20 protein-coding genes are annotated in these 24,818 nt (G+C 73.1%); 12 read left to right on the top strand and 8 right to left on the bottom strand.

From position 1 onward, the window contains the following. Window positions 1-39 precede the first annotated feature (39 nt). A complete protein-coding gene (locus ACFFXY_RS02180; RefSeq protein WP_382345434.1) occupies window positions 40-195 on the top strand; it encodes a hypothetical protein in 156 nt (51 codons plus the stop codon). Here the strand turns inward: ACFFXY_RS02180 and ACFFXY_RS02175 are convergent. From ACFFXY_RS02175 to moaC, 4 genes are read right to left on the bottom strand one after another with little or no spacing between them, the layout of a single operon-like run. After that, a complete protein-coding gene (locus ACFFXY_RS02175) occupies window positions 192-605 on the bottom strand; it encodes a molybdenum cofactor biosynthesis protein MoaE (RefSeq protein ID WP_382345432.1) in 414 nt (137 codons plus the stop codon). The two genes, ACFFXY_RS02180 and ACFFXY_RS02175, sit on opposite strands and share 4 nt — an antisense overlap. Next, on the bottom strand, window positions 602-1,759 hold the full coding sequence (locus ACFFXY_RS02170; protein ID WP_382345430.1) for a molybdopterin molybdotransferase MoeA: 1,158 nt from the start codon (window positions 1,757-1,759) through the stop codon (window positions 602-604). Before ACFFXY_RS02170 ends, ACFFXY_RS02175 begins: the two co-directional genes overlap by 4 nt. Further along, window positions 1,756-2,262: a MogA/MoaB family molybdenum cofactor biosynthesis protein gene (locus ACFFXY_RS02165; protein WP_382345428.1), complete on the bottom strand. Its 507-nt coding sequence runs from the start codon at window positions 2,260-2,262 to the stop codon at window positions 1,756-1,758. Before ACFFXY_RS02165 ends, ACFFXY_RS02170 begins: the two co-directional genes overlap by 4 nt. Next, entirely contained in the window at window positions 2,250-2,717 is a 468-nt protein-coding gene (moaC, locus tag ACFFXY_RS02160; RefSeq protein ID WP_382345426.1) for a cyclic pyranopterin monophosphate synthase MoaC, read from the bottom strand. The genes ACFFXY_RS02165 and moaC overlap by 13 nt, the downstream gene beginning before the upstream one ends. A 122-nt stretch (window positions 2,718-2,839) precedes the next feature. Here moaC and ACFFXY_RS02155 point away from each other — a divergent pair, with 122 nt between their 5' ends. Both ACFFXY_RS02155 and ACFFXY_RS02150 read left to right on the top strand, forming a co-directional pair. Next, window positions 2,840-3,208, top strand: coding sequence for a hypothetical protein (locus tag ACFFXY_RS02155; RefSeq protein WP_382345424.1), 369 nt, complete (start codon window positions 2,840-2,842; stop codon window positions 3,206-3,208). Next, complete coding sequence (locus tag ACFFXY_RS02150; RefSeq protein WP_382345422.1) at window positions 3,198-3,602, top strand: hypothetical protein; 405 nt, start codon at window positions 3,198-3,200, stop codon at window positions 3,600-3,602. Before ACFFXY_RS02155 ends, ACFFXY_RS02150 begins: the two co-directional genes overlap by 11 nt. Here ACFFXY_RS02150 and ACFFXY_RS02145 read toward each other — a convergent pair. The 4 genes from ACFFXY_RS02145 to ACFFXY_RS02130 are packed head-to-tail and all read right to left on the bottom strand — an operon-like array spanning window position 3,599 to window position 8,561. Further along, the gene (locus ACFFXY_RS02145; protein WP_382345420.1) at window positions 3,599-4,183 is read right to left on the bottom strand and encodes a hypothetical protein; all 585 of its coding nucleotides are present in this window, start codon (window positions 4,181-4,183) and stop codon (window positions 3,599-3,601) included. The two genes, ACFFXY_RS02150 and ACFFXY_RS02145, sit on opposite strands and share 4 nt — an antisense overlap. 12 nt (window positions 4,184-4,195) lie before the next feature. Beyond that, complete coding sequence (locus ACFFXY_RS02140; protein WP_382345418.1) at window positions 4,196-5,443, bottom strand: hypothetical protein; 1,248 nt, start codon at window positions 5,441-5,443, stop codon at window positions 4,196-4,198. A gap of 59 nt (window positions 5,444-5,502) precedes the next feature. Further along, complete coding sequence (locus tag ACFFXY_RS02135) at window positions 5,503-6,129, bottom strand: hypothetical protein (protein WP_382345416.1); 627 nt, start codon at window positions 6,127-6,129, stop codon at window positions 5,503-5,505. Further along, entirely contained in the window at window positions 6,126-8,561 is a 2,436-nt protein-coding gene (locus tag ACFFXY_RS02130) for an FtsK/SpoIIIE domain-containing protein (protein WP_382345414.1), read from the bottom strand. The genes ACFFXY_RS02135 and ACFFXY_RS02130 overlap by 4 nt, the downstream gene beginning before the upstream one ends. A 343-nt stretch (window positions 8,562-8,904) precedes the next feature. Between ACFFXY_RS02130 and ACFFXY_RS02125 the strand changes: the two genes are divergently transcribed. From ACFFXY_RS02125 to ACFFXY_RS02085, 9 genes are all read left to right on the top strand, one after another. Next, window positions 8,905-9,561 (top strand): hypothetical protein, encoded by a 657-nt coding sequence (locus tag ACFFXY_RS02125; protein ID WP_382345412.1) that lies wholly within the window; start codon window positions 8,905-8,907, stop codon window positions 9,559-9,561. Window positions 9,562-9,700: 139 nt separating this feature from the next. After that, window positions 9,701-11,767 (top strand): SPFH domain-containing protein, encoded by a 2,067-nt coding sequence (locus ACFFXY_RS02120; protein ID WP_382345410.1) that lies wholly within the window; start codon window positions 9,701-9,703, stop codon window positions 11,765-11,767. An 81-nt stretch (window positions 11,768-11,848) separates the two neighbouring features. Continuing rightward, window positions 11,849-16,810: a DNA repair ATPase gene (locus ACFFXY_RS02115; protein WP_382345408.1), complete on the top strand. Its 4,962-nt coding sequence runs from the start codon at window positions 11,849-11,851 to the stop codon at window positions 16,808-16,810. Window positions 16,811-16,926: 116 nt separating this feature from the next. After that, complete coding sequence (locus ACFFXY_RS02110; RefSeq protein ID WP_382345406.1) at window positions 16,927-17,628, top strand: hypothetical protein; 702 nt, start codon at window positions 16,927-16,929, stop codon at window positions 17,626-17,628. Window positions 17,629-17,769: 141 nt separating this feature from the next. Continuing rightward, window positions 17,770-20,373: an ATP-dependent chaperone ClpB gene (gene clpB, locus ACFFXY_RS02105; protein WP_382345404.1), complete on the top strand. Its 2,604-nt coding sequence runs from the start codon at window positions 17,770-17,772 to the stop codon at window positions 20,371-20,373. A gap of 279 nt (window positions 20,374-20,652) precedes the next feature. Continuing rightward, entirely contained in the window at window positions 20,653-21,882 is a 1,230-nt protein-coding gene (locus tag ACFFXY_RS02100; RefSeq protein ID WP_382345402.1) for an ArsB/NhaD family transporter, read from the top strand. Between the two features lie 89 nt (window positions 21,883-21,971). Beyond that, window positions 21,972-22,970 carry a hypothetical protein gene (locus tag ACFFXY_RS02095; RefSeq protein WP_382345400.1) on the top strand — a complete coding sequence of 333 codons (999 nt, stop codon included), beginning with the start codon at window positions 21,972-21,974 and terminating at the stop codon, window positions 22,968-22,970. Between the two features lie 15 nt (window positions 22,971-22,985). After that, window positions 22,986-23,765 (top strand): hypothetical protein, encoded by a 780-nt coding sequence (locus ACFFXY_RS02090; protein ID WP_382345398.1) that lies wholly within the window; start codon window positions 22,986-22,988, stop codon window positions 23,763-23,765. Between the two features lie 14 nt (window positions 23,766-23,779). Then, window positions 23,780-24,808 carry a transcriptional regulator domain-containing protein gene (locus tag ACFFXY_RS02085; RefSeq protein ID WP_382345396.1) on the top strand — a complete coding sequence of 343 codons (1,029 nt, stop codon included), beginning with the start codon at window positions 23,780-23,782 and terminating at the stop codon, window positions 24,806-24,808. Window positions 24,809-24,818: the final 10 nt, after the last annotated feature.

Here is a 24,818-nt window from a genome sequence, read left to right as displayed (position 1 = left end):
GCCCTCGGCGCCCGGCCGGGCCCGTGGCATCATGGCGCAATGCAGACGATCCACGCCGCACTCGCCGCGGCCGAAGGCGACGCGGACCCGGGCGCGGCGCTCGGCGCGATCCTCCTCGGCCTGCTCCTGTTCGTCGGACTCGGCGTGGTCCTCGTGAAGACCATGGGCGGCAAGAAGGACGACCCCGAGGGCTAGGGGCAGTTCACCCACTCGTCGGTGCCGTCGTCGAAGAACTGGTGCTTCCAGATCGCCAGCCGCGCCTTCACCGCGTCCACGAGGTCGGCGCACGCCTCGAACGCCTCCCTGCGGTGCTCGGCCGCGACCGCCGCGACCAGCGCCGGGTCGCCGATGCGCAGGTCCCCGACGCGGTGCGAGACGACTACGCCGCGCACGCCCGGCCGCGCCGCGACCTCCTCGGCGATGCGCCGCAGCTCCTCGCCCGCCGACGGGTGACCCTCGTACGACAGCGACAGGACGCCGCGGCCGTGGTCGTGGTTGCGGACCACCCCGGCGAAGGAGACGACCGCGCCCGCCTCGGCGGCAGCGACGGCCGCCTCGTGCTCGGCGACGTCGAGCGGGGCGTCCAGGACTCGGGCGCGGATCATGACGACACTCCGGGGACGGTGGCGAGGGCGACGGTGCTGCCCGCGGCGGCGGCCCCGTCAGGGGGGATCACCGCGAACCCGGCGGCGCCCGCGAGCCCGCGGAGCATCGCCGACCCGTGGTGGGCGAGGCGCCGACCGGCCGGGTCGACGAGCGCGAGGTGCGTGAACGAGCCGCGGCCCGGCACGTCCTCGGCGAGCGCGACGGTGCGCAGCGGCGGCAGCGGCAGGCCGCGCAGGCCCGCCAGGAGCGGCGCGACGACCGTGACGACCGCGATCACGGCCGACTGCGGGTTGCCGGGGAGCCCGGCGATGAACTTGCCGTCCCCGGTGCGCGCCAAGAGCATCGGGAACCCTGGGCGGACGGCGACGGTGTTGAGCACGTACTCGGCGCCGATCTCGGCGAGCGCGGCGTGCAGGTGGTCGACGGGGCCGACCATGGTCCCGCCGGTGGTGCAGACGACGTCGGCGCCGGCGAGGGCCTCGCGCAGGGCGGCGACGTGCGCTTCGAGGGTGTCCTCGACCGGACCCACGCCGTCCTGGACGTCGGCGCCGACGAGGAGGTGCGGGACCATCGGCCCGAGGGCGTCGCGGATGCGGCCTTTGCCGGAGACGCCGCTGGTGAGCAGCTCGTCGCCGAAGACGACGACGCGGGCGCGCGGGCGCCCGTGCGCGGGCAGCGTCAGGTGGCCCGCGGCGGCGGCCAGGCCGATCACCGGCGGCGTGACGGGCGTGCCCGCGGGCATGAGCTCCTCGCCCTGCCTCGCCTCCTCACCGGCCTCGCGCCATTCGCGCGCGGTGGGGCCTTCGACGTAGCCGTCGGCGACGGTGCCGTGCTCCAAGCGGATGAGGCTGTCGGCGCCCTCGGGGACCTGCGCGCCGGTCGCGATCTTCACGGCCGCACCGGGAGCGAGCGCATCGGGGACCTGCCCGGCGAGGACCTCGCCGCCGATGCGCCACGGCGCGGGCCCGGCGACGGCCCAGCCGTCGACCGCGGAGGTCGGGAACGCGGGCAGGTCGGAGACCGCGGTCAGGGGCGCGGCGAGCGCGGACCCGGCGGCCTCCCCGAACGACAGCTCGGCAGGGGCCGGTTTCGCGGCATAGCCTGCGGCCCAAGCGGTCTCGCGGGCGTCGGCCCAGGTGATCGGGTCGGTCATGCTGTCCTCCCATGGTCGCCGCGGTCGTGATCGGCATCGTGGAGCTGGGCGACCGCGTGCTCGATGAGGGCCCGGGTGAGGACGGCCAGGCCGTCCTTCGCGGCGCCCCGCGACCCGGCCAGGTTGACGATCAGGGTGCGCCCGGCGACGCCCGCGATCCCGCGCGACAGCGCCGCGTGCGGGGTCTTCGCGAGCCCGGCCGCACGGATCGCCTCGGCGATCCCGGGGACCTCGTAGTCGACGACCTCGCTGGTCTGGTCCGGCGTCAGGTCGAGGCTGGTGAGCCCGGTCCCGCCGGAGGTGACCACCAGGTCCGCGCCCGCGGCGACCGCCGCGCGCAGGGCCGCGCCGACCTCGGCGCCGTCGTGGACGACGACCGGCCCGGTCACGGTGAACCCCTGCGATCGGAACCCGTCGGCGAGGATCGGCCCCGACTCGTCTTGATAAACCCCGTCGGCCGCCCGGTTCGAGGCGACGACCACGGTCACGTTCACCTGTGCCATGCGCCGGTCTTCCCCCCGAGCTTCTCCTCGACGCGGATATCAGAGATGACGGCCGCCGGATCGACGGCCTTGACCATGTCCACCAGCGTCAGCGCCGCCACGGACACGGCCGTCAGGGCCTCCATCTCGACGCCGGTGCGGTCGGCGGTCTTGACGCGGGCGGCGATGTCCACGCCCTCGTCGGTCACCGTCAGGTCGACCTTCACGCCGCTGATCCCGATCGGGTGGCACAGCGGCACCAGGTCAGGGGTGCGCTTGGCGGCCATGATCCCCGCGATGCGCGCGGTCGCGAGCGCGTCGCCCTTCGCGAGGGAGTTCGCCCGCAGCGCCGCCACGACCTCCGGGGTCGTGCGCAGCCGCCCGGTCGCCAGCGCCGAGCGCTGCGAGACGTCCTTGCCGGAGACGTCGACCATCCGGGCCGCGCCGGACGGGTCCACGTGGGTCAGGTCAGCCATGCAGCGAAGTCTAGCCGCGGAGGGGGACACCGGCCCGCTTCCGAAGCGGCGGGCCACGTCCCCGGCCACTTCGCGGTGCGGCCTCGGATTCGGCTCCGGGGGCCTGTATTAGCGTCGGGTGCGTGATCGAATGGCTCTACCTCGCCGCCCAGGCCGCCGCGCTGGCGACGGCCGCGTGGTTCTTCGTGGACACGGCGCGTTCGCAGCGGGTGGGGCGGCGCCACCTCGCGGGCGTCGCCGTCCTGGAGGCGTTCCTGCTGGCGCAGCTCGTCGCGGGCATCGCGATCGTGCCCGGCGAGTCCGGGAGCGGCGCGGGACTGTTCTTCTCGTACCTGGTCACGGCGCTGCTGGTGCCGGTCGCGGCGTGCTTCTGGGGCTCGATCGACCGCAGCCGCTGGGGGATCGGGACCGTCGCCGCGTCGGGGCTCATCGTCGCGGCGCTGCTGCTGCGCATCCACCAGATTTGGGAGTACCAGATCCATGTCGGCTGAACCCGGGGCGCAGCGCCGCCTCGCCGACGGCTTCGGCCGCCTCATCGTCCTGGTGTACATCGTGTTCGCGGTCTCGGCGGGCGCCCGCGCGGGCTACCAGGTCGCCACGAAGTTCTCCGAAGCGCCGCTGAGCTTCACGCTGAGCGCCGTCGCCGCCGCGATCTACCTGGTGGCGGCGGTCGCGATCGTCCGCGGCGCGGCCCGCACCGCCCTCGCGGCGGTCGGCGTCGAGCTTGTCGGCGTGGTCGCGGTGGGCGCGTTGAGCTTCGCGGACCCGGACTGGTTCCCCGAGCCGTCCGTGTGGTCCCACTTCGGGTCCGGCTACGGGTACGTGCCGCTGGTCCTCCCGGTCGCGGGCCTGGTCTACCTACTCAAGCGCCGCAAGGAGGCTTAGGGGCGCTCGATCGCGTCCGCGGCGGCCCCGAGGAACGCGAGCAGCGCCGCGTCGGCGTCGGGCTTCGCGTGCCCGCGCCGCCAGCCGACGACCCAGTTCCCCCGGACCATCCACGCCCGCCCGAGCGGGTCGGCCAGCGAACCGAGGAGCGCGCTCGCACCGGCCGGGTCGGCCGCGACCGCAGTCCGCTTCGCGCCCTCGGGGACCGGTACGGCGAGGCAGCGCGCCTCGGGGTCGAACCACTGCTTCGTGAACCGCTCCGAACCGGCGTCGGCGACCAGCAGGTCCGAGGCGATCCCGCGCAGCGACACGGCCGTGAACCGGTAGGCCACGTGCTTCCTGCCGTCCCAGACGCCCGGGTTGGTGAACGCGGCGACGCGCCGGCCGCCGCGCTCCCCGGCCGCGGTCTCGGCCGCGGGCTTGTTGAAGCGGACGCCGAGGGCTTCGAGCTCGTCGAGGCCTGCCCCGTCCCCGGTCCGCAGGCCGTGCGCCGCGGCGAACCGCGCCGCCCGGCGCCGCCGGGCCGCGCCCGTCGCGGCGCCGAAGACGGTCTCCAGGAAGAACTGCGCGATCGCCTCCACTGCCGCCCCCGGTCAGACCTGGTTGTACAGCGACTCGAACGAGGCCGCCGCGATCTCGTCGGCGCTGCAATAGGAGTCCTTGACGTCCCGCAGCCGCTGCGCGTGGCCCGTGCAGGCCCCCGAGATCTGCGCGGTCGTGGCCGCCGCCTCCTGGCACGAGCCGTTGTAGGAGCCCGCGAACATCAGCCCGGTGAGCCCCCAGGTCATGTCCTCCGAGGCCGCGCCGGAGGCCACCGAGTTGATCGAGTCGCCGTTCCCGGAGAGCCGGTCGAGCTCGGCGGCGAGCGCGTCGAGTTCGTCGAGCTGGACGGTGAGGCCGTCGGCGCTCGCGGCCGAGGACGGCCCCGCCGGGGCCCCGTCGGCGGTGGCCGCCTGGTACCCGGCCGAGGCCGAGCCGAGCCCGGCCGTGATGCCGCCGGTGATGAGGCCGCGCATGAGGACCGCCTTCCACAGCGGCTTGCCTGCGGGGAGGAAGAACTTCTGGAGCAGCGGCACGATCTTCGCGAAGATCTTCCCGGCCGCCGCGAACTTCGAGAGCGCCCGCTGGATCGCGAGGGTCGCCTTCACCATCCCGGAGAGGATGAACTCGGCCATGGCCGCGCCGAACGTGAACGAGGACGCGGCGAGGGCGACCAGGCCGCGCATGATCAGCCACGACACGAGTTCGGCGAGGATCGACTTGATGACGTCGTAGATGGTCTGCGCGACCACCTCTGCCCACGACAGGAGCTGCTTGATGCCGCCCGCCTCGTGGCCCATCGCGCCGATCGCCGCGGACAGGCCGTAGAGCTGGTTGTACGCGGCGTCGGCCGCCGAGCCCTGCCAGTTCGGGATGCTCGTGCCGACGGCGGTGCCGACCTCCTCGCCGAGCGCGGTGAGCGCCTCCTGGACCTGGCCCCACACCTCCTGCTGCTGCGCCATCTGGCCGGGGTCGCCGGAGACCATCTCCAGCAGGTCGTTGAGCGGGGTGACCAGTTCGAGGACGATCGTCAGCCCGGCGTTCGCGAGCGCGAAGACGGGGTCCTTGATCGCCATGAGCCCGCCCATGGCGAGCATCCCGAGGTCGGCGGCGATGCCGCCGGCCGCGTCGCCGAGCGAGGAGTCGCCGTTGACGGCGTCGCCGATCTCCTGCGCGATGCCGTACACGGGCTTGGCGAGCGGGATGTCGTTCGCGATCCGCTCGCCCGCGCCGGGGCTCTCGACGGGGTCGTACCGGGTGATGTCGGACCCGTACCGGTCCGCGTTGCCGGGCTCTGCCATGGTTCACCTCGGGCGTGGTGTGATGCTTGGGTCACTCGACTATAGGACCGGCGTGCCCGCTAGCTGAAGAACCCGAAGCACGCGACCAGCAGCGTCGAGCCGCACACCACCAGGCCGAGGCGGAAGTTCCGTTCGAGCTTCGCCTGCTCGTCGCCGATGCGGGGCCGGGACGCGACGCCGATGGTGAGCCAGCCCGCGCAGAACGCGGCGAGCGGGGCGGCGACGAGGACCGCGCCGAGGACGATAGCGCCGGTGAGGTCGTCGGCCCTGACGGTGCGCAGCACGACGAGCTGCACGAGGACGCACGCGAGCGCGAAGGCGCCGTAGACGAGGCCGTTGCGCTCGTCGGCCCTCCAGCGGGGGAGCCACGGCGGCCGGTGGGCGAGGAACCGGGCCTCTTCGAGTTCCGTCGCCGCCGTGCGCAGGTCGTTCTCGGCGGCGGCGAGTTCGGCGTGCGGGTCGCCGAGTGGCGCGGGTGCGGCGGCGCGCTGCGGGGGCGCGGTGCGGGCGGTGCGCGCGAGCTCGTCGACGGCGGTGCGGGTCGCGTCCGCCTGCTCGGCGAGGCGCTGCGTGCGCTGGCCGAGCGTCTCGGTGAGGGTGGCCGTGGCGGCGGCGGCCTCGGCGGCGGTGCGGCGGGCGTCGTCGAGGCGGCGGAGCTGGGCGAGGTAGTCGTCGAAGGCGCTCACTGGCGGGTCCTCTCGGCGGTGGCGGCGTCGTTCGGCGCGCTGCCGCCGCTGCGCTGGCCGGGCGTGTGGTTCTCGGGGCGGGAGAACGGGACGACGAGGCGCCCGCCCGCGGTGTCGGCGTGCCGGTCGACCAGGAGCGCGCGGCCGGGGCGGGGGCTCCAGTGCTGGAACTGGGTGCCGAAGTGGCCCATGATCTCGCCACCGGGGAGGTTGAGGACGAGCGCGCACGCGACGTCCTCGCGCCCGGCGGTGCCGCCGATGTCGTCGGTGAAGCGCCGGAAGTTCCGCCACCAGCCGAGGAGGTGGACGCCGCGGGCGGGCCCGGTCCGCAGGAGGTCCCGCAGCGCCTTCTGCCCCTTGGCGTCGAGGGCGGCGGCGTCGAGGCCCCACGCGGCGACGACGGTGCCGTCGGGGACGTCGGCGAGTTTCGCCGCGAACTCCGAATCCGATATCCTATAGGATATAGGGTGCAGGATCGCGTGGCCGGTGAAGTCGACGCCCCATACCTGCGTCCCGTTGCCCGCCAAGGCTTCGACGGCCGCTTCGAGGGCCTCGCCGCCGACCGGGTCGGAGCCGAGGACGGCGAGGTGGCGGCCGGGCCTGCGGTCGAGGTCGACCCCGGCGGCGGCCAGGTGCAGGGACACTTCGCGGCCGAGGAGCGCGCGGCCCGGCTTGCGCTCGCCGGGGAGGGCGTCGGCGAGGTGGACGGGCCGGTAGCCGTAGAAGACGCGCGGCGCGCCGACCCCGGCGTGGGCGCGGCCGAGCTGCTCGCGGAGGCGGTGCATGGCCTCGGGGTCGGTGTCGGGGAAGCGCGCGACGCGGTCGGCCCCGGCGGTGCCGCCCTCGCGGTTGACGACGACCTGCCCGAGCGAGATCCGCGCGGCCGCATCGTTGTTCGGCTCCAGGACGGTGCGCGCGCCGGGGAGGGCGATGCGCATCGGGAACTGCCCGAAGATCGAGTCCTTCTTGGCCCACAGGGCCTCGATGCCGGAGATCGTCTGGGAGGCGAGCACCAGGTGGACGCCGTACGAGCGGCCCTTGCGCGCCAGGTTCTCCAGCAGCGCCACCGCTTCGGAGGCGACGCGGTCGTTCCCGGCGAGGAGCACTTGGAACTCGTCGGCGACGCACACGATCCGCGGGTACGCCTCGTGCTGGCGCAGCCCCGCGAAGGACGCGACCCCGTAGCGCTTCATGACGTTCGAGCGCCGCGTCATCTCCTCGTTGAGGGTCTTCAGGACCGCGAGGCCGTACTCGCGGTCGGACTCGACGCCGACGGCCCGCGCGTGCGGGATGAAGGACGGGTCGCGCTCGGTGGGGATGAACTCCGTGAACGACACGCCCTCTTTGAAGTCGAGCAGGAACAGTGCCACGTCCGTTGGGGCGTACCGGGACGCGAGCCCGTAGAGGACGTCGAGGAGGAGCACGGTCTTGCCGCCGCCGGTGCGCCCGCCGACGAGCCAGTGCGGGGTCGCGTCGTCGAACCGCAGCCGCACCTCCCCGGCCGCGTCGCGTCCGATGAGGACCTCCAGGCCCTTCGCGGGGTCCCCGGCCTCGGGGGCCGCGGGGAGCAGGTCGGCGAAGGTGAGGGTCGCGGCGTCCTTGTGCCGCTCCGCGAGCCGCGCCGCCTCACCGGCCACGAACGACGGATCGGGGGCCTCGGGCCAGGCCACGGGGGCGGCGAGGCGGTCGCCGCGCCCGAACGGGGCCGCGGGCGGGTTGGTCACCTCGACGCGGTCGCCGACGGCGTGCATGACGGCGGCCTGCGGGAGCGACGGGAGGCCGCAGCCCAGGACGGTGACGCCGTGCGCGAGGCCGGAGCGCGCGAGCGCGTCGATCCGCTCCACCAGGGCCTTCGGGGCGTCCCCGAGTGAGGCCACGACCAGGAGCATCCGGTCGGTGCGGCGGCCCGCGATGTGCTCGGCCACTTGGGATTCGGCGAGCGCGACCGCGTCGGCGGCGGCCCGGGAGTCGGTCGCGACGAGTTCGACGACCCCGGCATCGGCGAGGGGCCGCAGCGGCGCGAACGAGGCGCCGAGGGTCGCGGTGTCGATCCCGACGACCCGCAGCCCGCCCGCGTCGCGGGTCGCGACGGCGTGGAGGACCGCGGTGCGCACCAGGGCAGCAACGCCCTCGACGCGCGCGTCCACGGAGGTCGCGAGGTGCCCGCGGGACCCGAACGGGACCACCAGCGGCACGGTGCGGCCCTCGTGGAGGACGACGCGGCCGGCGTGGAGCAGTTCGGGATCGGTGCGCAGCTGCTGCGCGGAGGCGGCGGCCGCGTCGGATATCTGACGTTCGGCCGCGAGGAGCGCGGGGTCCACAGGGGTCTGGAACGCGGCGTCGCCGAGGCGCTCGGCCGCGAGCGAGGCGCGGGCGGCCGCCGCGTCGCAGGCCGCCGCCGCGTTCGCCAGCGCAGTCTGGAAACCGGGCACCTGGCCTCCCCTTCAAGCGGTTCGCGGCCGCGCCGGGCGCGGCCGGACGGCGGCCTGTACGAGTTGTACAACCGGTCACACCTTATCGCGGGACGGCTCCCCGAGGCCCCCTGCGGGCGGCGCCGCGGGGCCGATCGTCCGCTTTGCGCAACCTTCCCCCGGACGGGCGCGTGCATTACGCTAGAGGCAAGCCCGAACTCGCTGACCCGAGTGCCCTGACCCGCCCTGTCCGCGCCCACGGAACGCCCGCGTGCGCGGCCCGTAGAACCGAGGTGCGACCCGTGCGCCGCCGAGGCGGCGCCGCGCGCCGTCCTCCGGATTCGCCGAGAAGGACCCATGCCCCATGAGTGAGTTCCTGGATATCGCCCTATCCTTCCCTCCGGTCGTCTTCTCCTTCGGCCTCATCCTCGTGGTCCTGTACTGGCTGTCGGTCGTCGTCGGCGCGCTGGACGTGGACGTCGTCGACGTCGGGGCCGACCCCGAGATCGAGGCCGGGGGGTTCTGGGGCGCGTTCGGCTTCGGCGCCGTCCCGTTCACCGTCGTGCTGTCCCTGTGGATCACGCTGGGGTGGATCGTCACGGTCCTCGGCACGTCGTGGGTGCGCAGCGCCGACGTGCTCATCCCCTCGGCCGCTTCGGGGACGGCCGTGCTCGTCGCGGGGCTCGGCGTGGGGATGCTCGGCGCGAAGCTCCTGACGCGCCCGCTCGCGCGGCTGTTCGACGACGCGCCCGCCACGCACCACGCGGACCTGGTCGGGAAGGTGTGCGTCGTGCGCACCGGGACCGTCACCCTCGACTCGGGGCAGGCGGAGGTCATCGACGAGGAGGGCGCGGTGATCCTCATCAACGTGCGGCGCTCCCCGCACGAGCCCGAGGGCATCGACGACGGCCTGTTCGCGCGCCACTCGAAGGTCGTGGTGTTCGACTACGACGAGTCCGACCAGGTGTTCCTCGTCGTCCCGGTCGCGCTTCCTCCGGACATCGCCGTTCTTGAGGCATAAGGGTTCTTCGCGCGTTCCGCCCCTCCCCGAATCGTGCCGCGCCCGCGTTCGCGGACCCCGCAAGGGGCGGGACTTGGCTATCGTGGTGCCACGCCCGCAACTCACGCCCCCTCGAAGAGTCTCGTTAGGAACCCACCGAATGGACGCCTCCAACTCGGCTACCTTGATCACGCTCGTGGTCGCCGCGCTCATATTCCTCGGCCTGCTGCTCATGATCATCCGGCTCTACCGGAAGGTCGCCCCCGGCCAGGCGCTCGTCGTCACCAAGCTGCGCACCCGGAAGGTGTCGTTCACCTCCGCGCTGGTCCTGCCGATCATCCACCGCGCCGAGTACATGGACATCTCGGTCAAGACGATCGAGATCAACCGCGCCGGCAAGGACGGCCTGATCTGCCAGGACAACATCCGCGCCGACATCTCCATCACGTTCTTCGTGCGCGTCAACGCGACCGCCGAGGACGTCATCAACGTCGCGGGCGCCATCGGCACCAAGCGCGCCTCCGACCAGGACACGCTCCAGGAGCTGTTCAACGCCAAGTTCGCCGAGGCGCTCAAGACCGTCGGCAAGCAGCTCGACTTCACCGACCTGTACACCAACCGCGACGAGTTCCGCGACCGCATCCTCAACGTCATCGGCACCGACCTCAACGGGTACTCCCTCGAAGACGCCGCGATCGACTACCTGGAGCAGACCCCGCTCGACCACCTCGACCCGCAGAACATCCTCGACGCCCAGGGCATCCGCAAGATCACGGAGCTGACGGCCCGCGAGTCGGTGACCACCAACGAGCACCGCCGCAACGAGGAGAAGGAGATCAAGCGCCAGGACGTCGAGGCCCGCGAGGCGGTTCTCGAACTCGAACGGCGCCAGACCGAGGCCGAGATCCGCCAGCAGCGCGAGATCGACACGCTCCGCGCCCGCGAGACCGCCGAGGTCCAGAAGGTCCAGGCCGAGGAGCGCCTCAAGTCCGAGACCGCGCGCATCCGCACCGAGGAGGCCACGGGCATCCAGCACGAGAACCGCCTCCGCGAGATCGCCGTCGCCGAGAAGAACCGCGAGCGCGTGCTCGCCGTCGAGACCGAGCGCATCGAGAAGGACCGCGTCCTCGAAGTCGTCGCCCGCGAGCGGGAAGAGGAACTCGCCCGCATCGCCGCGAACAAGGAGCTCGAAGCGCAGAAGCGCGAGATCGCCGACGTCATCCGCGAGCGCATCGCCGTGGAGAAGACCGTCGCCGAGCAGGAAGAGGGCATCAAGCGCCTGCGCGCCACCGAGGAGGCCGAGCGCGAGCGCCAGCGGGTCATCATCCTCGCCGAGGCCGAGGCGCAGGAGAGCCTCGTCAAGGACATCAAGCGCGCCGAGGCCGCCGAGGTCGCCTCCAAGCACCTCGCCCGCCAGCGCCTCACCGAGGCCGAGGCCGAGCAGCAGGCCGCCGAGCTCGAAGCGCGCGCGAAGATCCGCCAGGCCGAAGGGGACCAGGCCATCGCGGCCGCCCCGGGCCTGGCCGACGTCCAGGTCCGCGAGGCCGAGGCCGACGCGATCGAGAAGGGCGGGCTCGCCGAGGCGAAGGCCGCCGAGGCGAAGGGCAAGGCCGAGGCCGAGGCCCAGGCCGCCATCGGCAAGGCCGAGGCGACCGCGACCGCCGCGAAGGGCACCGCCGAGGCGAACGCCCTGCGCGAGAAGCTCGTCGCCGAGTCCGCGGGCCTCACCGAGAAGGCCGCCGCGATGGACGCGCTGTCCGAGGCCAGCCGCGGGCACGAGGAGTACCGCCTGCGCCTGGAGATGGAGAAGGAGCTGCGCGGCGCCGAGATCGAGGCCCGCCGGTCCATCGCCGAGCAGCAGGCGAACGTCATCGCCACGGGCCTGTCGAAGGCCGACATCTCCCTGGTCGGCGGCGACGCCCAGTTCTTCGACCGGGTCGTCGGCGCGATCGGCTACGGCAAGGCCGTCGACGGGTTCGTCGCCCACTCCGAGGTCGCCCAGACCGCGGTGGCGGCGTGGGGGAACGGCTCCACGTCGTTCGCCGAGGACCTCAAGGGCGCCCTGGCCGGGATCGGCACCGAGGACGTCAAGAACCTCACCGTCTCCGCCGCGCTCCTGAAGCTCATGGGCGGCGGCGGCGACGAAGGCGCCCTGAGCGGGCTCCTGTCGAAGGCCCGGGAGCTCGGCGTCGCCGAGAAGCCCGCGCTGGAGATCGCCGCGAAGTAACGCTTCACGCCGGGGTTCGTCTCCGATCGGAGACGAACCCCGGCGCCCGCCCGCGCCCACCTAACGCTCCCAGGGGAACCCATGGCCGCAGAGCAGACCGCCGCCGACACCGCACCCGCAACGTCCCTCGACGGCGGCACGTACGAGGTCCTCTCGTCCCGCCTCGCCGGGTACGCCGCCGAGCTGGCCGACCGGGCCGAGGCCCTCAACGCCGCCCGCACCGGCGCGTTCGGCTCGACCGAGCTGACCCTCCTGGGCACCACCCGCATCCGCACCGCGAACAACTGCGTGCCCCGCGACATCGCCCGCGTCGGGGACCGCCTCCTCTTCGGCTACAACGTCCACATGGGACTGAAGTCGCAGACCGGCGTCGCCGACGTCTTCGCCCTCCACGACTTCCGGCGCGAGGACGGGAACTTCGCGTTCACCGACGTCGCCGAGCCCGGCCATATCCTCGACGACGCCAAGTTCACCGCCGACTTCACCGAGATCTACCGGTACTACCGCTCCGCCGAGCTCCTCCAGGTCCGCGAGGTCGACACCCGCCTCCTCGCCGTCTTCAAGATCGGCGAGCAGCTCGCCGACCAGCGCGTCCTGCGCTGGCAGCTGCGCCCCGACGGCGGCGCCGACTACATCGACGCGCGCGGCGAGGCCGACGCCGTCTGGCCCGACCCGTACGACTTCGAGTGGACCGAGACCACCCGCGAGCACCACGTCACGGGCCGCTTCCCGCACGTGTCCATCGAGGACGAGATCTTCGTGGAGTGCATCAACGGCGACCTCACCGTCAAGATCGAGGACAACACCGACTCCGGCGAGGGCGTCTACTCCGAGCCCGTCGCCGAGCCCCTCCAGTCCCTCGCCGACGCCGAGATCGCCTACGCGCGCATCGGACCCCTGATCCTGCTGCGCATCCTCCCGTACAAGGAGACCGCCGCCAGGCACCTGATCTACAACACCCGCACCGCCACCGTCGTCCGCGCCGACGCGATCGGCGCCGCGTGCCGCCGCCTCCCCGAGGACCACGGCCTGATCTTCCCCGGCGGCTACTACCTCAACGAGGGCCGCCTCAAGACCTTCGAGCACGAGGCGGCCGGCCTGCGGTTCAAGAAGGTGATCCGCTCGCCCAACGGCGAGGACGTCCTCTACGTCTTCTACGACCAGGCCGAGGGCCGCTCGCTCCTGCTGCCGTACAACGTGATCCGCAAGGAGGTCGCGGCGCCGATGAGCGTCCACGGCTACGCGGTGTTCGACGACGGCACCCTGGTCGCGTTCCGCGCCAGCGGCGACGAGGCCACCCGCGTCCACCCCATGCAGGTGTGGGCCACCCCGTTCTGCTCCGAAGCCCATGCGGCCGAGACGGAGTCGGGCGACACCCCGATCCACCGCATCGGCAACGCCGAGGCCGTCCGCGCCGTCTCCGACGCGCTCTCGGTGGCGCGCATGGTCCGCGAGATGGAGCCCGCGCGGGCCGTGTTCGAGGCGCTCATCGCCGCGGCCGTGCGCTGCCTCGACGACTACCCGTGGCTCGGCGACGCGGGCCTCCACGGCCTGGACGAGACCCTCAGGCAGGTCAGGGACACCGCCGAGGCGGTCCTGGACGAGTACGCCACGGTCGCCGAGCTCACCGCCGAGGCCGAGAAGGCCCTCGACGAGGCGCGCACCGGCACCGTCAAGCTCCTGCGCCGCGCCCGCGGCGAGACCCCCAAGAGCGCCGAGGAATGGGTCGGGCTCCTCACCGAGCTGCGCGGCGCCGCAGGGCACCTGGTGACCCTCCGCGAGGTCCGCTACGTCGACCTCGCCGGGATCGACGCGCTCAGCGCCGACACCGCCGAGTCCCTCGCAGCGACCGGCCGCCGCGCCGTCGCGTTCCTCGAACGGGACGACGCGTTCACCGCCTACCACGAGCAGATCGCCGACCTGGAGCGCAAAGCCGAGGCCATCGAGACGGTCGCCGAGGCGAACCCGGTCCTCGGCGACCTCGACGCCCGCCAGAAGGGCCTGGAGACGCTCACCGAGGTCGTCGCGAACCTCGACATCGGCGACGCCGTCGTGCGCACCGCGATCCTCGGGCGCGTCTCCGAAGTCCTCGCCGCCGTCAACCGCGCCCGCGCCGCGCTCGCCGCCCGCCGCCGCGAACTCGCCGTGGGCGAGGGCCGCGCGGAGTTCGCCGCCGAGTTCGCGCTCCTGGGGCAGTCCGTGACCGCCGCGATCAGCGCCGCCGACACGCCCGCCGCGTGCGACGAGCAGCTGGGCCGCCTGCTGCTGACCATCGAGAACCTGGAGACCCGCTTCGCGGACTTCGAGGAGTTCCTCACTCGGTTGGCGGACAAGCGGACCGACGTCTACGAGGCGTTCTCCTCCCGCAAGCAGCACCTCCTGGACGAGGCCGCCCGCCGGGCCGAGCAGCTCGCCGCCTCCGCCGACCGCATCCTCGAAGCCGTCGCCCGCCGCACCGTCGCACTGTCCTCACTGGACGAGGTGAACACGTACTTCGCGACCGACCCGATGGTCGAGCGCCTCCGCAAGGTGGTCGCGGAGCTGCGCGGCCTGGACGACACCGTGCGCGCCGAGGAGATCGAGGGCCGCATCAGCGCCGCCCGCGCCGAGGCCGGGCGGGCCCTGACCGACCGCATCGACCTGTTCGACGGCGACGCCGTCAAGTTCGGCGAGCACCGCATCCCCGTCAACACCCAGCCGCTCGACCTCACCCTGGTGCCCACCGGCGACGCGCTCGCGTTCTCCCTCACCGGCACCGACTACCGCCACGTCGTGGACGACCCCGGCTTCAGCGACACGAAGCCGTACTGGCAGCAGTTCCTGCCCTCCGAGAACGCCGAGGTGTACCGCTCCGAGCACCTCGCCGCGGCCCTCCTCGCCGAGCACGGCGCCGCCGCGCTCCTGAACGAGCCCGACCTCCCCAAGTTCGTCGCCGCCGCCGCGGCCGAACGCTACGACGAGGGCTACGAGCGCGGCGTCCACGACGCCGACGCCGCCGCGATCCTCGCCGAAGTGCTCCGCCTCCACGGCGGCGCCGGGCTCCTGCGCTACCCCGCCGCCGAACGCGCCCTCGCGCGCCTGCTCTGGCACGCCCCGAAGGACCGGGCGCCGCACGCGGACGGCCGGTTCCCCGACACCGAAGCGCGCCAGGCGGCCTGGGCCGCGCAGGCCCGCTCGCTCGCCCGCGCCCGCGATGCCTTCGGCCGCGCCGACGTCATGGACGGCCTCGTCGCCGAGCTCGAAGCCGCGCTCGCCGCGTTCCTCACCGCCGCCGGGCTCGCCGCCCGCAGCCGGTCCGCCTTCGCGCCCGACCCGCACCTGGCCGCCGAGTACCTCGCCGAGCAGCTCGCCTCCGGCACCGCGTTCGCCGCCTCCGGCCGCGCCCGCGCCCTCCTCGCCGCCTTCGAGAACCACATCGGGCCCGCCGCGTGGACGGCCCTCGCCGCCGACCTCGCCGCCCTCGGCGACCTCGGCCTCGCCTGGGGCCTGGCCTGGAACTGGCTCGACGCGTTCTGCGCCCAGGCCGACAGCGACCGCTTCGACCCCGCCGACCTCCCCGAGGCCCTCGCGCTCCTGGTCGCCCCCGGCGAGTCCGCGGGCCTCGACGCCGAACTGGAGGCCCGCGTCCCCGGGCTCCTCGGCACCCACGCGCGCATCGAGAACCGCGTCCTGCCCGTCCGGCTCGACGAGTTCCTGGCCCGCACGGGCGCGTTCCGCCGCACCGTCCTCCCCGGCTACCGCGCCTACCAGCGCCGCCGCGCCGACCTCATCGAGACGCACCGCTCCACGCTGCGCATCGAGGAGTTCAAGCCCAAGACCATGGCCGGGTTCGTGCGCAACCAGCTCATCGACGACGTGTACCTGCCGCTCATCGGCGCGAACCTCGCCAAGCAGATCGGCGCCGGGTCGGGCGAGGGCCGCCGCACCGACCAGTCGGGCATGCTCATGCTGATCTCCCCGCCCGGGTACGGCAAGACGACCCTCATGGAGTACGTCGCCGACCGGCTCGGGATGCTCCTGGTCAAGGTCAACGGCCCCGCGCTCGGGCACGAGACGACCTCCGTGGACCCCGCGGACGCGCCGAACGCGACCGCCCGCGCCGAGGTCCAGAAGATCAACTTCGCGCTCGAATGCGGCTCCAACGTCCTGCTGTACCTCGACGACATCCAGCACACCAACCCCGAGCTGCTCCAGAAGTTCATCTCCCTGTGCGACGCGCAGCGGAAGATGGAGGGCGTCTGGAACGGCCGCACCCGCACCTACGACCTGCGCGGCAAGCGGTTCGCCGTGTGCATGGCGGGCAACCCGTACACCGAGGCCGGGCAGCGGTTCCGCATCCCCGACATGCTCGCCAACCGCGCCGACGTGTGGAACCTCGGCGACGTCCTCTCCGGGCGCGACCGGGTCTTCGCCCAGTCGTACATCGAGAACGCGCTCACCTCCAACAAGGTCACCGCGCCCCTCGCCGGGCGCGGCCGCGCCGACGTGCAGGTCCTCATCCGCCTCGCCCAGGGCGACCCGACCGCCGCCCCGGACGCGCTCGCGCACCCGTACTCGGCGGGCGAGCTCGACCAGGTCCTGTCCGTGCTGCGCAAGCTCGTGCGCATCCAGGAGACCGTGCTGCGCAACAACCTCGCGTACATCGCGTCCGCCGCCACCGACGCGGCCGCCCGCACCGAGCCGCCGTTCCTGCTCCAGGGCTCGTACCGGAACATGAACCGGCTCGCCGAGCGCGTCGTCCCGGTCATGAACGACGACGAGCTGGAGGCGGTCATCGACGACCACTACGCGGGCGAGGCGCAGACGCTCGCCTCCGGCGCGGAGGCGAATCTGCTCAAACTCGCGGAACTGCGAGGGCGCCTCAGCGCCGAACGCGAGGCGCGCTGGGAGGCCGTCAAGGACGCGTTCCGCCGCGAGCAGACCCTCGGCGGCGCGAGCGACGATCCAATGTCGAGGGCCGTCGGGGCCATCACGCTGCTGTCGGACCGCGTCGCCGGAATCGAGAGCGCGCTCCAGCAAAGGAGCGGCGTCCGCGGCGAATAAAGGCTCGCCGCTGGGCCGCGCCGACCCGGACACCCGGTACGCTTTTCAACAAAAGCTTGGCGCGTAGCCCGCAGTGCCCCTGCAAGCCGCAGACGAACGAAATAAGGGAGGTCCCCGTGCCGACGAAGACGGGAGATAAGGTCCGGATCATCGTCTTGGGCACCGGCCCCGACGCCGACACCGCCCGCGCGATCGCCGAGTCCGACGCTGATGTCGCACTCGCCAAACAGTTCACCAAGACCGTGACCCACCTGGTCGTCGACGACACCGTCAAGACGACTGAAGCGCGCGTGAAGAAGGCCGAGGAGGCCGGCGTCCCGGTCCTCACCGTCGCCGAGTTCCGCGCGCTCCTCACCGCCGGAGCCGAGGACGAGACCGAGGAGACCGCGGAGGCCGAGACCGAGGCGCCCGTCGCCGAGGACGAGGCCCCCGACGCCGGCCCCGAGGTCGTCGACGAGCCCGAGCCCGTCGTCGCGGAGGCCGAACCCGAGCCCGTCGCCGAAGCCGAGCCCGAGCCCGTGACCGCGCCCGCCGACGAGCCGGTCGAGGAGCTCGAACCCGTCGCCGAGGACGAGAAGCCCTCGGAGGCGGCGCCGACCGACACTGTCGACACCGCCGAAGCAGCCGAGAAGACCGAGTCCGACACGCCGGTCGCCGAGGCGATCGACGAGCCGGAGGAGGCCGCGGCCGACCCGGAGAAGGCCGTCCCGTCCCAGGCGGAGGCGCCCGCCATCGAGACCGACGAGTCCGAGAAGGCCAAGCCCGGCCTGCTCGCCAAGATCAAGTCGATCTTCGGCCTCACCGGCGCCCGCAAGTAGCGCCCGGAACCCGAAAGCCCCGAGCCCGCCGGGCTCGGGGCTTTTCTGTGGTTCGCTAAGGGCGAACGCGCAGCATCCCGTCGCGAAAACTTGAGCCGGGTAGACTCAACTCGGCACCCGACGAGAGGAAGGCACACCGCAGTGGACGTCAACCGCCTGACCACCAAGAGCCGCGAAGTGATCTCCCAGGCCGCGCGCACCGCCGCCGCGAACGGCAACCCCGCCGTCGAACCCTGGCACGTGCTCGACGCGCTCCTCACCGTCGACGGCTCCACCGCGCCCGGCCTCCTCCAGCTCGTCGGCGTCACCCCCGGCACCGTCTCGGCCGAGACCGAGCGGCGCATCGACGAGCTCCCGTCCGCGTCCGGGCCCTCGGTCTCCGAGCCGTCCATGGCCCGAGACGCCCTGCGCGCCATCAACGCCGCCGACAAGATCGCCACCGACTACGGCGACGAGTACGTCTCCACCGAGCACCTCCTCGCAGGGCTCGCCCAGGCGGGCGGCGAGACCGGCCGCCACCTCGCCGAGCTCGGCGCCACCGACAAGAAGCTCATCAGCGCCTTCCCCACGCTCCGCGGCGGCGACCGCAAGATCTCCTCCTCCGACCCCGAGCAGGGCTACAAGGCCCTGGAGAAGTACGGCGTCGACCTCACCGAGACCGCCCGCTCCGGCAAGGTGGACCCGGTCATCGGCCGCGACACCGAGATCCGCCGCGTCATCCAGGTCCTGTCCCGCCGCACCAAGAACAACCCGGTCCTCATCGGCGAGCCCGGCGTCGGCAAGACCGCCATCGTCGAGGGCCTCGCCCAGCGCATCGTCGCCGGAGACGTCCCCGAGTCGCTGCGCAACCGCCGCGTCATCCTCCTCGACCTCGCCAGCATGATCGCCGGGGCCCAGTACCGCGGCCAGTTCGAGGAGCGGTTCAAGTCCGTCATGGAGGAGATCAAGTCCTCCGACGGCGAGATCATCCCGTTCATCGACGAGCTCCACACCATGGTCGGCGCCGGGAAGTCCGAGGGCTCCCTCGACGCCGGGAACATGCTCAAGCCCGCCCTCGCCCGCGGCGAGCTCCACATGATCGGCGCCACCACCCTCAACGAGTACCGCGAGCACATCGAGAAGGACGCCGCCCTCGAACGCCGCTTCCAGCAGGTCTACGTCGGCGAGCCCACCATCGAGGACACCGTCGCGATCCTCCGCGGCCTCAAGGAGCGCTACGAGGTCCACCACGGCGTCCGCATCACCGACTCCGCCCTCGTCGCCGCCGCCCAGCTCTCCGCCCGGTACATCCAGGACCGCCAGCTCCCCGACAAGGCCATCGACCTCGTCGACGAGGCCGCCTCCCGCCTGCGCATCGAGATCGACTCCCGCCCCGAGGAGATCGACCAGGTCGAGCGCGCCGTCCGCCGCCTGGAGATCGAGGAGACCGCCCTCCAGAACGAGACCGACGACCCGGCCTCCGCCGAGCGCCTCGCGTCCCTCCAGCGCGAACTCGCCGACCAGCGCGAGCGCCTCGCCGCGCTCTCGCGGCAGTGGGAGTCCGAGAAGGGCCGCATCTCCAAGGTCTCCGACATCAAGGAGGAGCTCGACGACCTCAAGACCCAGGCCGAGCGCGCCGAGCGCGAGTACGACCTGGAGAAGGCCGCGCAGCTGCGCTACGGGCGCATCCCCGAACTGGAGCAGCAGCTCCACGACGCCGAATCCGAGCTCGCCACCGCCGACACCGACCCCGCCCACCAGCCGATGCTCAAAGAGGAGATCGACGCCGACGAGATCGCCGACGTCGTCGCCTCCTGGACCGGCATCCCCGCCGGGCGGCTCCAGGAGTCCGAGACCCACAAGCTCCTCCACGCCGAGGAAGTCCTCGGCGAGCGCGTCGTGGGCCAGCTCGAAGCGGTCACCGTCGTCGCCGACGCCCTGCGCCGCGCCCGCGCCGGCCTGTCCGACCCCAATCGGCCCACCGGCTCGTTCATCTTCGCCGGGCCCACCGGCGTCGGCAAGACCGAGCTCGCGAAGGCCCTGGCCGAGTTCATGTTCGACGACGACCGCGCCATGATCCGCATCGACATGGGCGAGTACACCGAGCAGCACTCCGTCGCCCGCCTCATCGGCGCCCCGCCCGGGTACGTCGGGTACGAGGAGGGCGGCCAGCTCACCGAGCCCGTCCGCCGCCGCCCCTACTCCGTGGTGCTCCTCGACGAGGTCGAGAAGGCCCACCCGCGCGTCTTCGACACGCTCCTCCAGGTCCTCGACGACGGCCGCCTCACCGACGGCCAGGGCCGCACCGTCGACTTCCGCAACGTCATCCTCATCATGACCTCCAACCTCGGCTCCTCGGCCCTGGTCGACCCGCTCCTGGAGGACACCGCCAAGCGCGACCAGGTCCTCGCGTCCATCCGCTCCCACTTCAAGCCCGAGTTCCTCAACCGCCTCGACGACATCGTCATCTTCCACGCGCTCGAACACGAGCACCTCAAGTCGATCGTCACCGTCCAGCTCGGCCACCTGGAGCGCCGCATGGAGGCCCGCCGCCTGCGCCTCGACGTCAGCGACGCCGCCAAATCCTGGCTCGCCGACCGCGGCTTCGACCCCGTCTACGGCGCCCGGCCCCTGCGCCGACTCATCCAGACCTCCATCGGCGACCCGCTCTCCCGCGAACTCCTCGAAGGCAAGATCATCGACGGCGACACCGTCGAAGTCGACACCTCCGACCTCGGCGACAAGCTCACGGTCACCAAGGGCTGAGCCTCCGAAACGAGCAACCGCGCACTGCGACCGCCCCGGACACGAGACGACGTCTCGCATCCGGGGCGCTGTCGTACCCGAGGTGCTGTCGTATTCGGCGCACTGTCGTACCCGGGGCACTGTCGTACCCGCCGGGCACCATCGAAGCCGGGGGCGGCCGCGAGCGCCCGAAATATGCAGAACCGCCGCAACACGCCCGACTCCCCGCCCGGGCGCGCCGCCCGGCGACCCGGTCACTGACCGTGGCCGCCGGGCCGAACGGTTCCTACCATTGGCCCGGTGACCGGAACCCCGACGCGCCTGCGGCGCGCCCGCCTCGACTGGCTCGACCTCGCCGTGCTCGGCGTGTTCGGGGCCGGGCTGGTGTGCTGGGCGACCGGAGCGCTCCCGAACGGCGACGCGCTCGCGAGCCTCGCCCGCGTCGCGCCGCTCGTGCTGTTCCTCGGCACCGTCATGGTCATGGTCGCGATCGTGCAGGCCTCGCAGCTCTTCGACGCCGCCGCCCGCGGCCTCGCCCGCCTCGCGCGCGGCAGCCACGCCGCGCTGTTCGCGGCCTGCGTCGTCCTCGCCTCCGCAACCACGGTCTTCCTCAACCTCGACACCACGATCGTGCTGCTCACCCCCGTCATGCTCGCGCTCGCCGCCGCCACCCGCGCCCCGGCCCTCGCGCTCGCCATGACCACCGTCTGGCTCGCCAACACCGCGAGCCTCCTCCTGCCGGTCTCGAACCTGACGAACCTCCTCGCCGCCGACCGCATCGGCCTCGACCCCCTCGCCTTCGCCGCCCGCATGTGGGCCCCGCAGCTCGCGGTCATCGCGGTCACGGCCCTCTGCCTCTGGCTCGGCTACTGGCGCCGCCGCCACCGCGAACTCGACCGCTACGCCGTCCCCGCCGAGCCGCTCCCGATCGCCGACCGCCGCCTGTTCTGGACGGCCGCAGCGGTGTGCGCGGGCTTCGTCCTCGCCGTCGTCGCCGAACTCCCCATCGCCCTCGTCTCCACCGCCGCCGCGGCCGTCCTCCTCGCGTACTGCCTGCGCCGCCGCCGCGACCTCCTCTCGTGGGAGCTCGTCCCGTGGCGCCTGCTGGTCCTCACCGCCGGGCTCTTCCTCGTCGTCCCCACCCTGATGCTCCACGGCGGCGACGCCCTCGTCTCGGCCCTCGCGGGCACCGGCGAGGGCGACGCGGGCGCCCTCCGCGCCGGGTTCACCGGCGCGGCCCTGGCGAACCTCGTCAACAACCTGCCCGCCTATGCCGCGGTCGAATCGGTGATCCCGGAGGGGAACCCCGACGCGCTCTTGGCGGTGCTCATCGGCACCAACACCGGCCCGCTGGTCCTGCCGTGGGCCTCCATGGCGACGCTCCTGTGGTTCGACCTGGTCACCGGCCGCCGCCCCGGCGTCCCCGAGGACCAGCGCATCCGCGTGCCCCTCAAGCGGTTCGCGGCCTCCGGCGCGGTCCTCGCGGCCGCCGCCACGACCGCGGGCCTCGCCGCGCTCATCTGGCTCTGAACACGGGCGCGACCCGAACGCAATACCACTATGGAATGAAAGTTCGCGATTCGCCCGAATGCCGCAGCATCATTGGTCATAGTGCATCCATGGCATTCACCGGTCCCTCGGGCGCCACACCACGCCTGTCCCGCCGCGCCCTCCTCACCGGCGCGCTGCTCGCCGGGGCCGCGGGCCTCGCGCCCGCCCGGCCCGCCCGCGCCGCCGAGACGCCGCAGATCCGCGCCGCCGCCGCAGGCTGGACCGGACGCGGCGGCGAGCTGCTCGTCCTCACCGCCGACGCCCTCGACACGGGGTACGCCCTGCGCATCCTCGAACCCGGCGAGGCCGCCGAGCCCGGCGCCGACGTCACCGGCGTCCTCGGCCCGCCGCTCCCGCTGCCCCTGCCCTCCGACTTCACGCCCCACTCGATGGCCGCCACCGGCGCGGTCCTGTGGCTCACCGGCGCAAGGGAGGCCGCGCCCGGCCGCGTCCGCCCCGCGCTCCTGCGCATCGAGGACGCCGACGGCGACTACGCCGACCTGCCCGTCCCGAAGGACATCGGGGCCGGGCTCGCGACGGCCATCGCCCCCATGGGGGAGCACGGCATCGCCGTCGCCGTCGAGGGCGGCCCCGACGAGCACCTGACCGCGCTCTCGCGCAGCCGCCTCGCCGTCACCGCCGACGGCGGGCGCACCTGGACCGCGGGCGTCCTCGCCGACGACCTCGGCGAGGGCTACGGCACCGTCCTCGCCGAGACCGGCAGCGGCGTCTTCGCGGCCGTCGCCGACGGGGACGGCACCCAGACCGCCGCCACCGCCCGCCTCGCCGAAGCGGGCGCGCCGCGGCTCGTCCTCACCCCCGCAGGGTCCTTCCCCGGCGCGGGCCGGCCCATGGCCGCCGTCGCCGCCGGCACCCACGTCAGCCTCTTCTCCGACCGGGACGGCGCGGTCACCGAGACCCGCTTCACCGACGACGAGCGCACCGAGGCCGCCGTCGGCCCCGCCGCCGACTGCGCCTGCCGCGGCGAGATCCTCGCCGTGCCCGGCCGCCGCGGCCTGTGGCTGGAGACCGACGGCACCACCATCCACATCAGAGGAATCAGGTAGCGACGAGGAGGAACCGTGACATTCCCCAGCAGCTCCAAGGCGTTCGCGCGCTCGGCCTGCGAACTCCCCGACATCACCCGCGACTGGCTCTACAACACGGCGTGGAAGATGCGCTACCGCACCGCGTTCAGCGAGAGCGGATACGGCGTCCACCCCAACGTCACCTCGTTCACCATGCACCAGGAGACCCACACGCAGGCCGGGAAGGTCATGCGCGACCTCAACGCCCTCGGCGCGACCTACGCCCGCAGCGAAGGTCCCTGGCCGTACCGGTGGACCGGCATCGCCGGGACGAAGGTCTGCAAGCCCGGGTACCACCGCTACGGCGCGGCCATCGACTTCACGCGGTTCGACTGGGGCTCAGGGCATTACGTGGACACCGCCGTCCACGGCAAGGAGAAGCGCCGCTACCTGCGCCGCCGCTACCTGGCGGTGATCGCCGTGTGCCGCAAGCACTTCGGGACCGTCCTCCATTGCTACAACGACCCCGACGGCTCCCACTGGAACCACATCCACGCCGACCGCGGCCGCAAGGCCGTCGCCGCCGACTGGGGCTACCAGACCGACACCACGATCATTCAATGGGCCGCAAGGGATCTCGCGGGCATCACCGACATGGCGATCGACGGCGACTTCGGCCCGCAGACCAAGCAGGGCCTGGCGACCCTCCGCAAGCGCTTCGGGGCCGAGAAGGTCGACCCGACCGCCTCGTCCGCGAACTTCCTCGCCTGGCTCGACCTCATCAGCCGCCACGGCATGGCCGACAAGGACGCCGGAGCGTACAAGTCCGGATGACCAAGGAGGACGACATGAACCGACGCACCAAGGCCCTCGCCGCCGCCGCGGCCCTCGCCTCGCTCGCCCTCCTCGCGACCGCCTGCGACGCCGACTCGGTCACCGGCCGGGGCGTCGCCGCCGACGCCGGGGTCTTCTACGGCCTCGGCGACGACCACCGGCTGTACCGCTGGGACGTCGGCTCCGACGCCGCCGAACCCGTGCTCGACCTCGGCGGCGCCTGGGACGCCGAAGGCGACGTCGGCACCGTCCTCCGCGCTTCTTTGAGCATCGACCCCCGCCAGCGCACCGCCGCCTGGATCGAGGGCGGCACCCCCGACGCGGTCCTGCGCTTCGGCGACCTCGACACCGGCGAGATCACCACGGCCGCCGCCTATCCGCTGGACCACGCCTGCATCGACCCGGCCTGGCTCCCCGACGGCTCCGCGCTCCTGGTCCACCGCGCCGCCGTCTGGGGCGCCGCCACGGCCGAGGGCGACGCGACCCCGCTGCCGGTCGCGGCCTGGGGCGACACCGAGTGGTACTCACCGGACGCGGGCCAGCTCCCGACCACAGTGGAGCTTCCGGAGGACGGCTGCCGCGTGCGCTGGTACACCGCCGAGGACGGCTCCGCCCAGGCGATCTACCACGACCTCCAGCTCACCGAGTTCTACCGGATCGACACCGACGGCGCCGTCCTCGACACCGTGAACATCCCGGGCCTCACCGGCACCGAGCCGCTCACGATCGGCCTGGTCGACACCGACCCGGCGGGCCGGTACGCGTGCGTCGTGGACGGGTACGGGCCGTACGGGGCCTTCAAGGGCGGCTTCACGATCCGCGCCGAGTCGGGCACGCGCGTCATCGACCTCGCCTCGGGGGAGGCGGCCGGCTCCGAGGAGTCGGCGTCGTGCACCTCGCTCCACGACGACGGGTACGTCTCGCGCGACGGGGCGACGGCCGCGTTCATCGGGTACGACGGGTCCGCGAAGTGGTCGGCGACGCTGCCGGGCGCGATCAAGGAGTCGCCGGTCCTGTTCTTCTACCCGGACGGCGAGGAGTAGCGCGGCATAG

It is taken from the genome of Glycomyces mayteni, from assembly GCF_042428885.1.
Lineage (GTDB): Bacteria > Actinomycetota > Actinomycetes > Mycobacteriales > Micromonosporaceae > Glycomyces > Glycomyces mayteni.
Note: the sequence above shows the minus strand (reverse complement) of the source record. Positions and strands in the feature narration are given on the sequence as shown.

Coding starts and splice junctions, on each gene's coding strand:
- ACFFXY_RS02180 (WP_382345434.1), top strand. CDS start 40: ATGCAGACGATCCACGCCGCACTCGCCGCGGCCGAAGGCGACGCGGAC.
- ACFFXY_RS02165 (WP_382345428.1), bottom strand. CDS start 2,262: ATGGCACAGGTGAACGTGACCGTGGTCGTCGCCTCGAACCGGGCGGCC.
- ACFFXY_RS02125 (WP_382345412.1), top strand. CDS start 8,905: ATGAGTGAGTTCCTGGATATCGCCCTATCCTTCCCTCCGGTCGTCTTC.
- ACFFXY_RS02140 (WP_382345418.1), bottom strand. CDS start 5,443: ATGGCAGAGCCCGGCAACGCGGACCGGTACGGGTCCGACATCACCCGG.
- moaC (WP_382345426.1), bottom strand. CDS start 2,717: ATGGCTGACCTGACCCACGTGGACCCGTCCGGCGCGGCCCGGATGGTC.
- ACFFXY_RS02095 (WP_382345400.1), top strand. CDS start 21,972: ATGGCATTCACCGGTCCCTCGGGCGCCACACCACGCCTGTCCCGCCGC.
- ACFFXY_RS02120 (WP_382345410.1), top strand. CDS start 9,701: ATGGACGCCTCCAACTCGGCTACCTTGATCACGCTCGTGGTCGCCGCG.
- ACFFXY_RS02175 (WP_382345432.1), bottom strand. CDS start 605: ATGATCCGCGCCCGAGTCCTGGACGCCCCGCTCGACGTCGCCGAGCAC.
- ACFFXY_RS02085 (WP_382345396.1), top strand. CDS start 23,780: ATGAACCGACGCACCAAGGCCCTCGCCGCCGCCGCGGCCCTCGCCTCG.
- ACFFXY_RS02150 (WP_382345422.1), top strand. CDS start 3,198: ATGTCGGCTGAACCCGGGGCGCAGCGCCGCCTCGCCGACGGCTTCGGC.
- ACFFXY_RS02170 (WP_382345430.1), bottom strand. CDS start 1,759: ATGACCGACCCGATCACCTGGGCCGACGCCCGCGAGACCGCTTGGGCC.
- ACFFXY_RS02115 (WP_382345408.1), top strand. CDS start 11,849: ATGGCCGCAGAGCAGACCGCCGCCGACACCGCACCCGCAACGTCCCTC.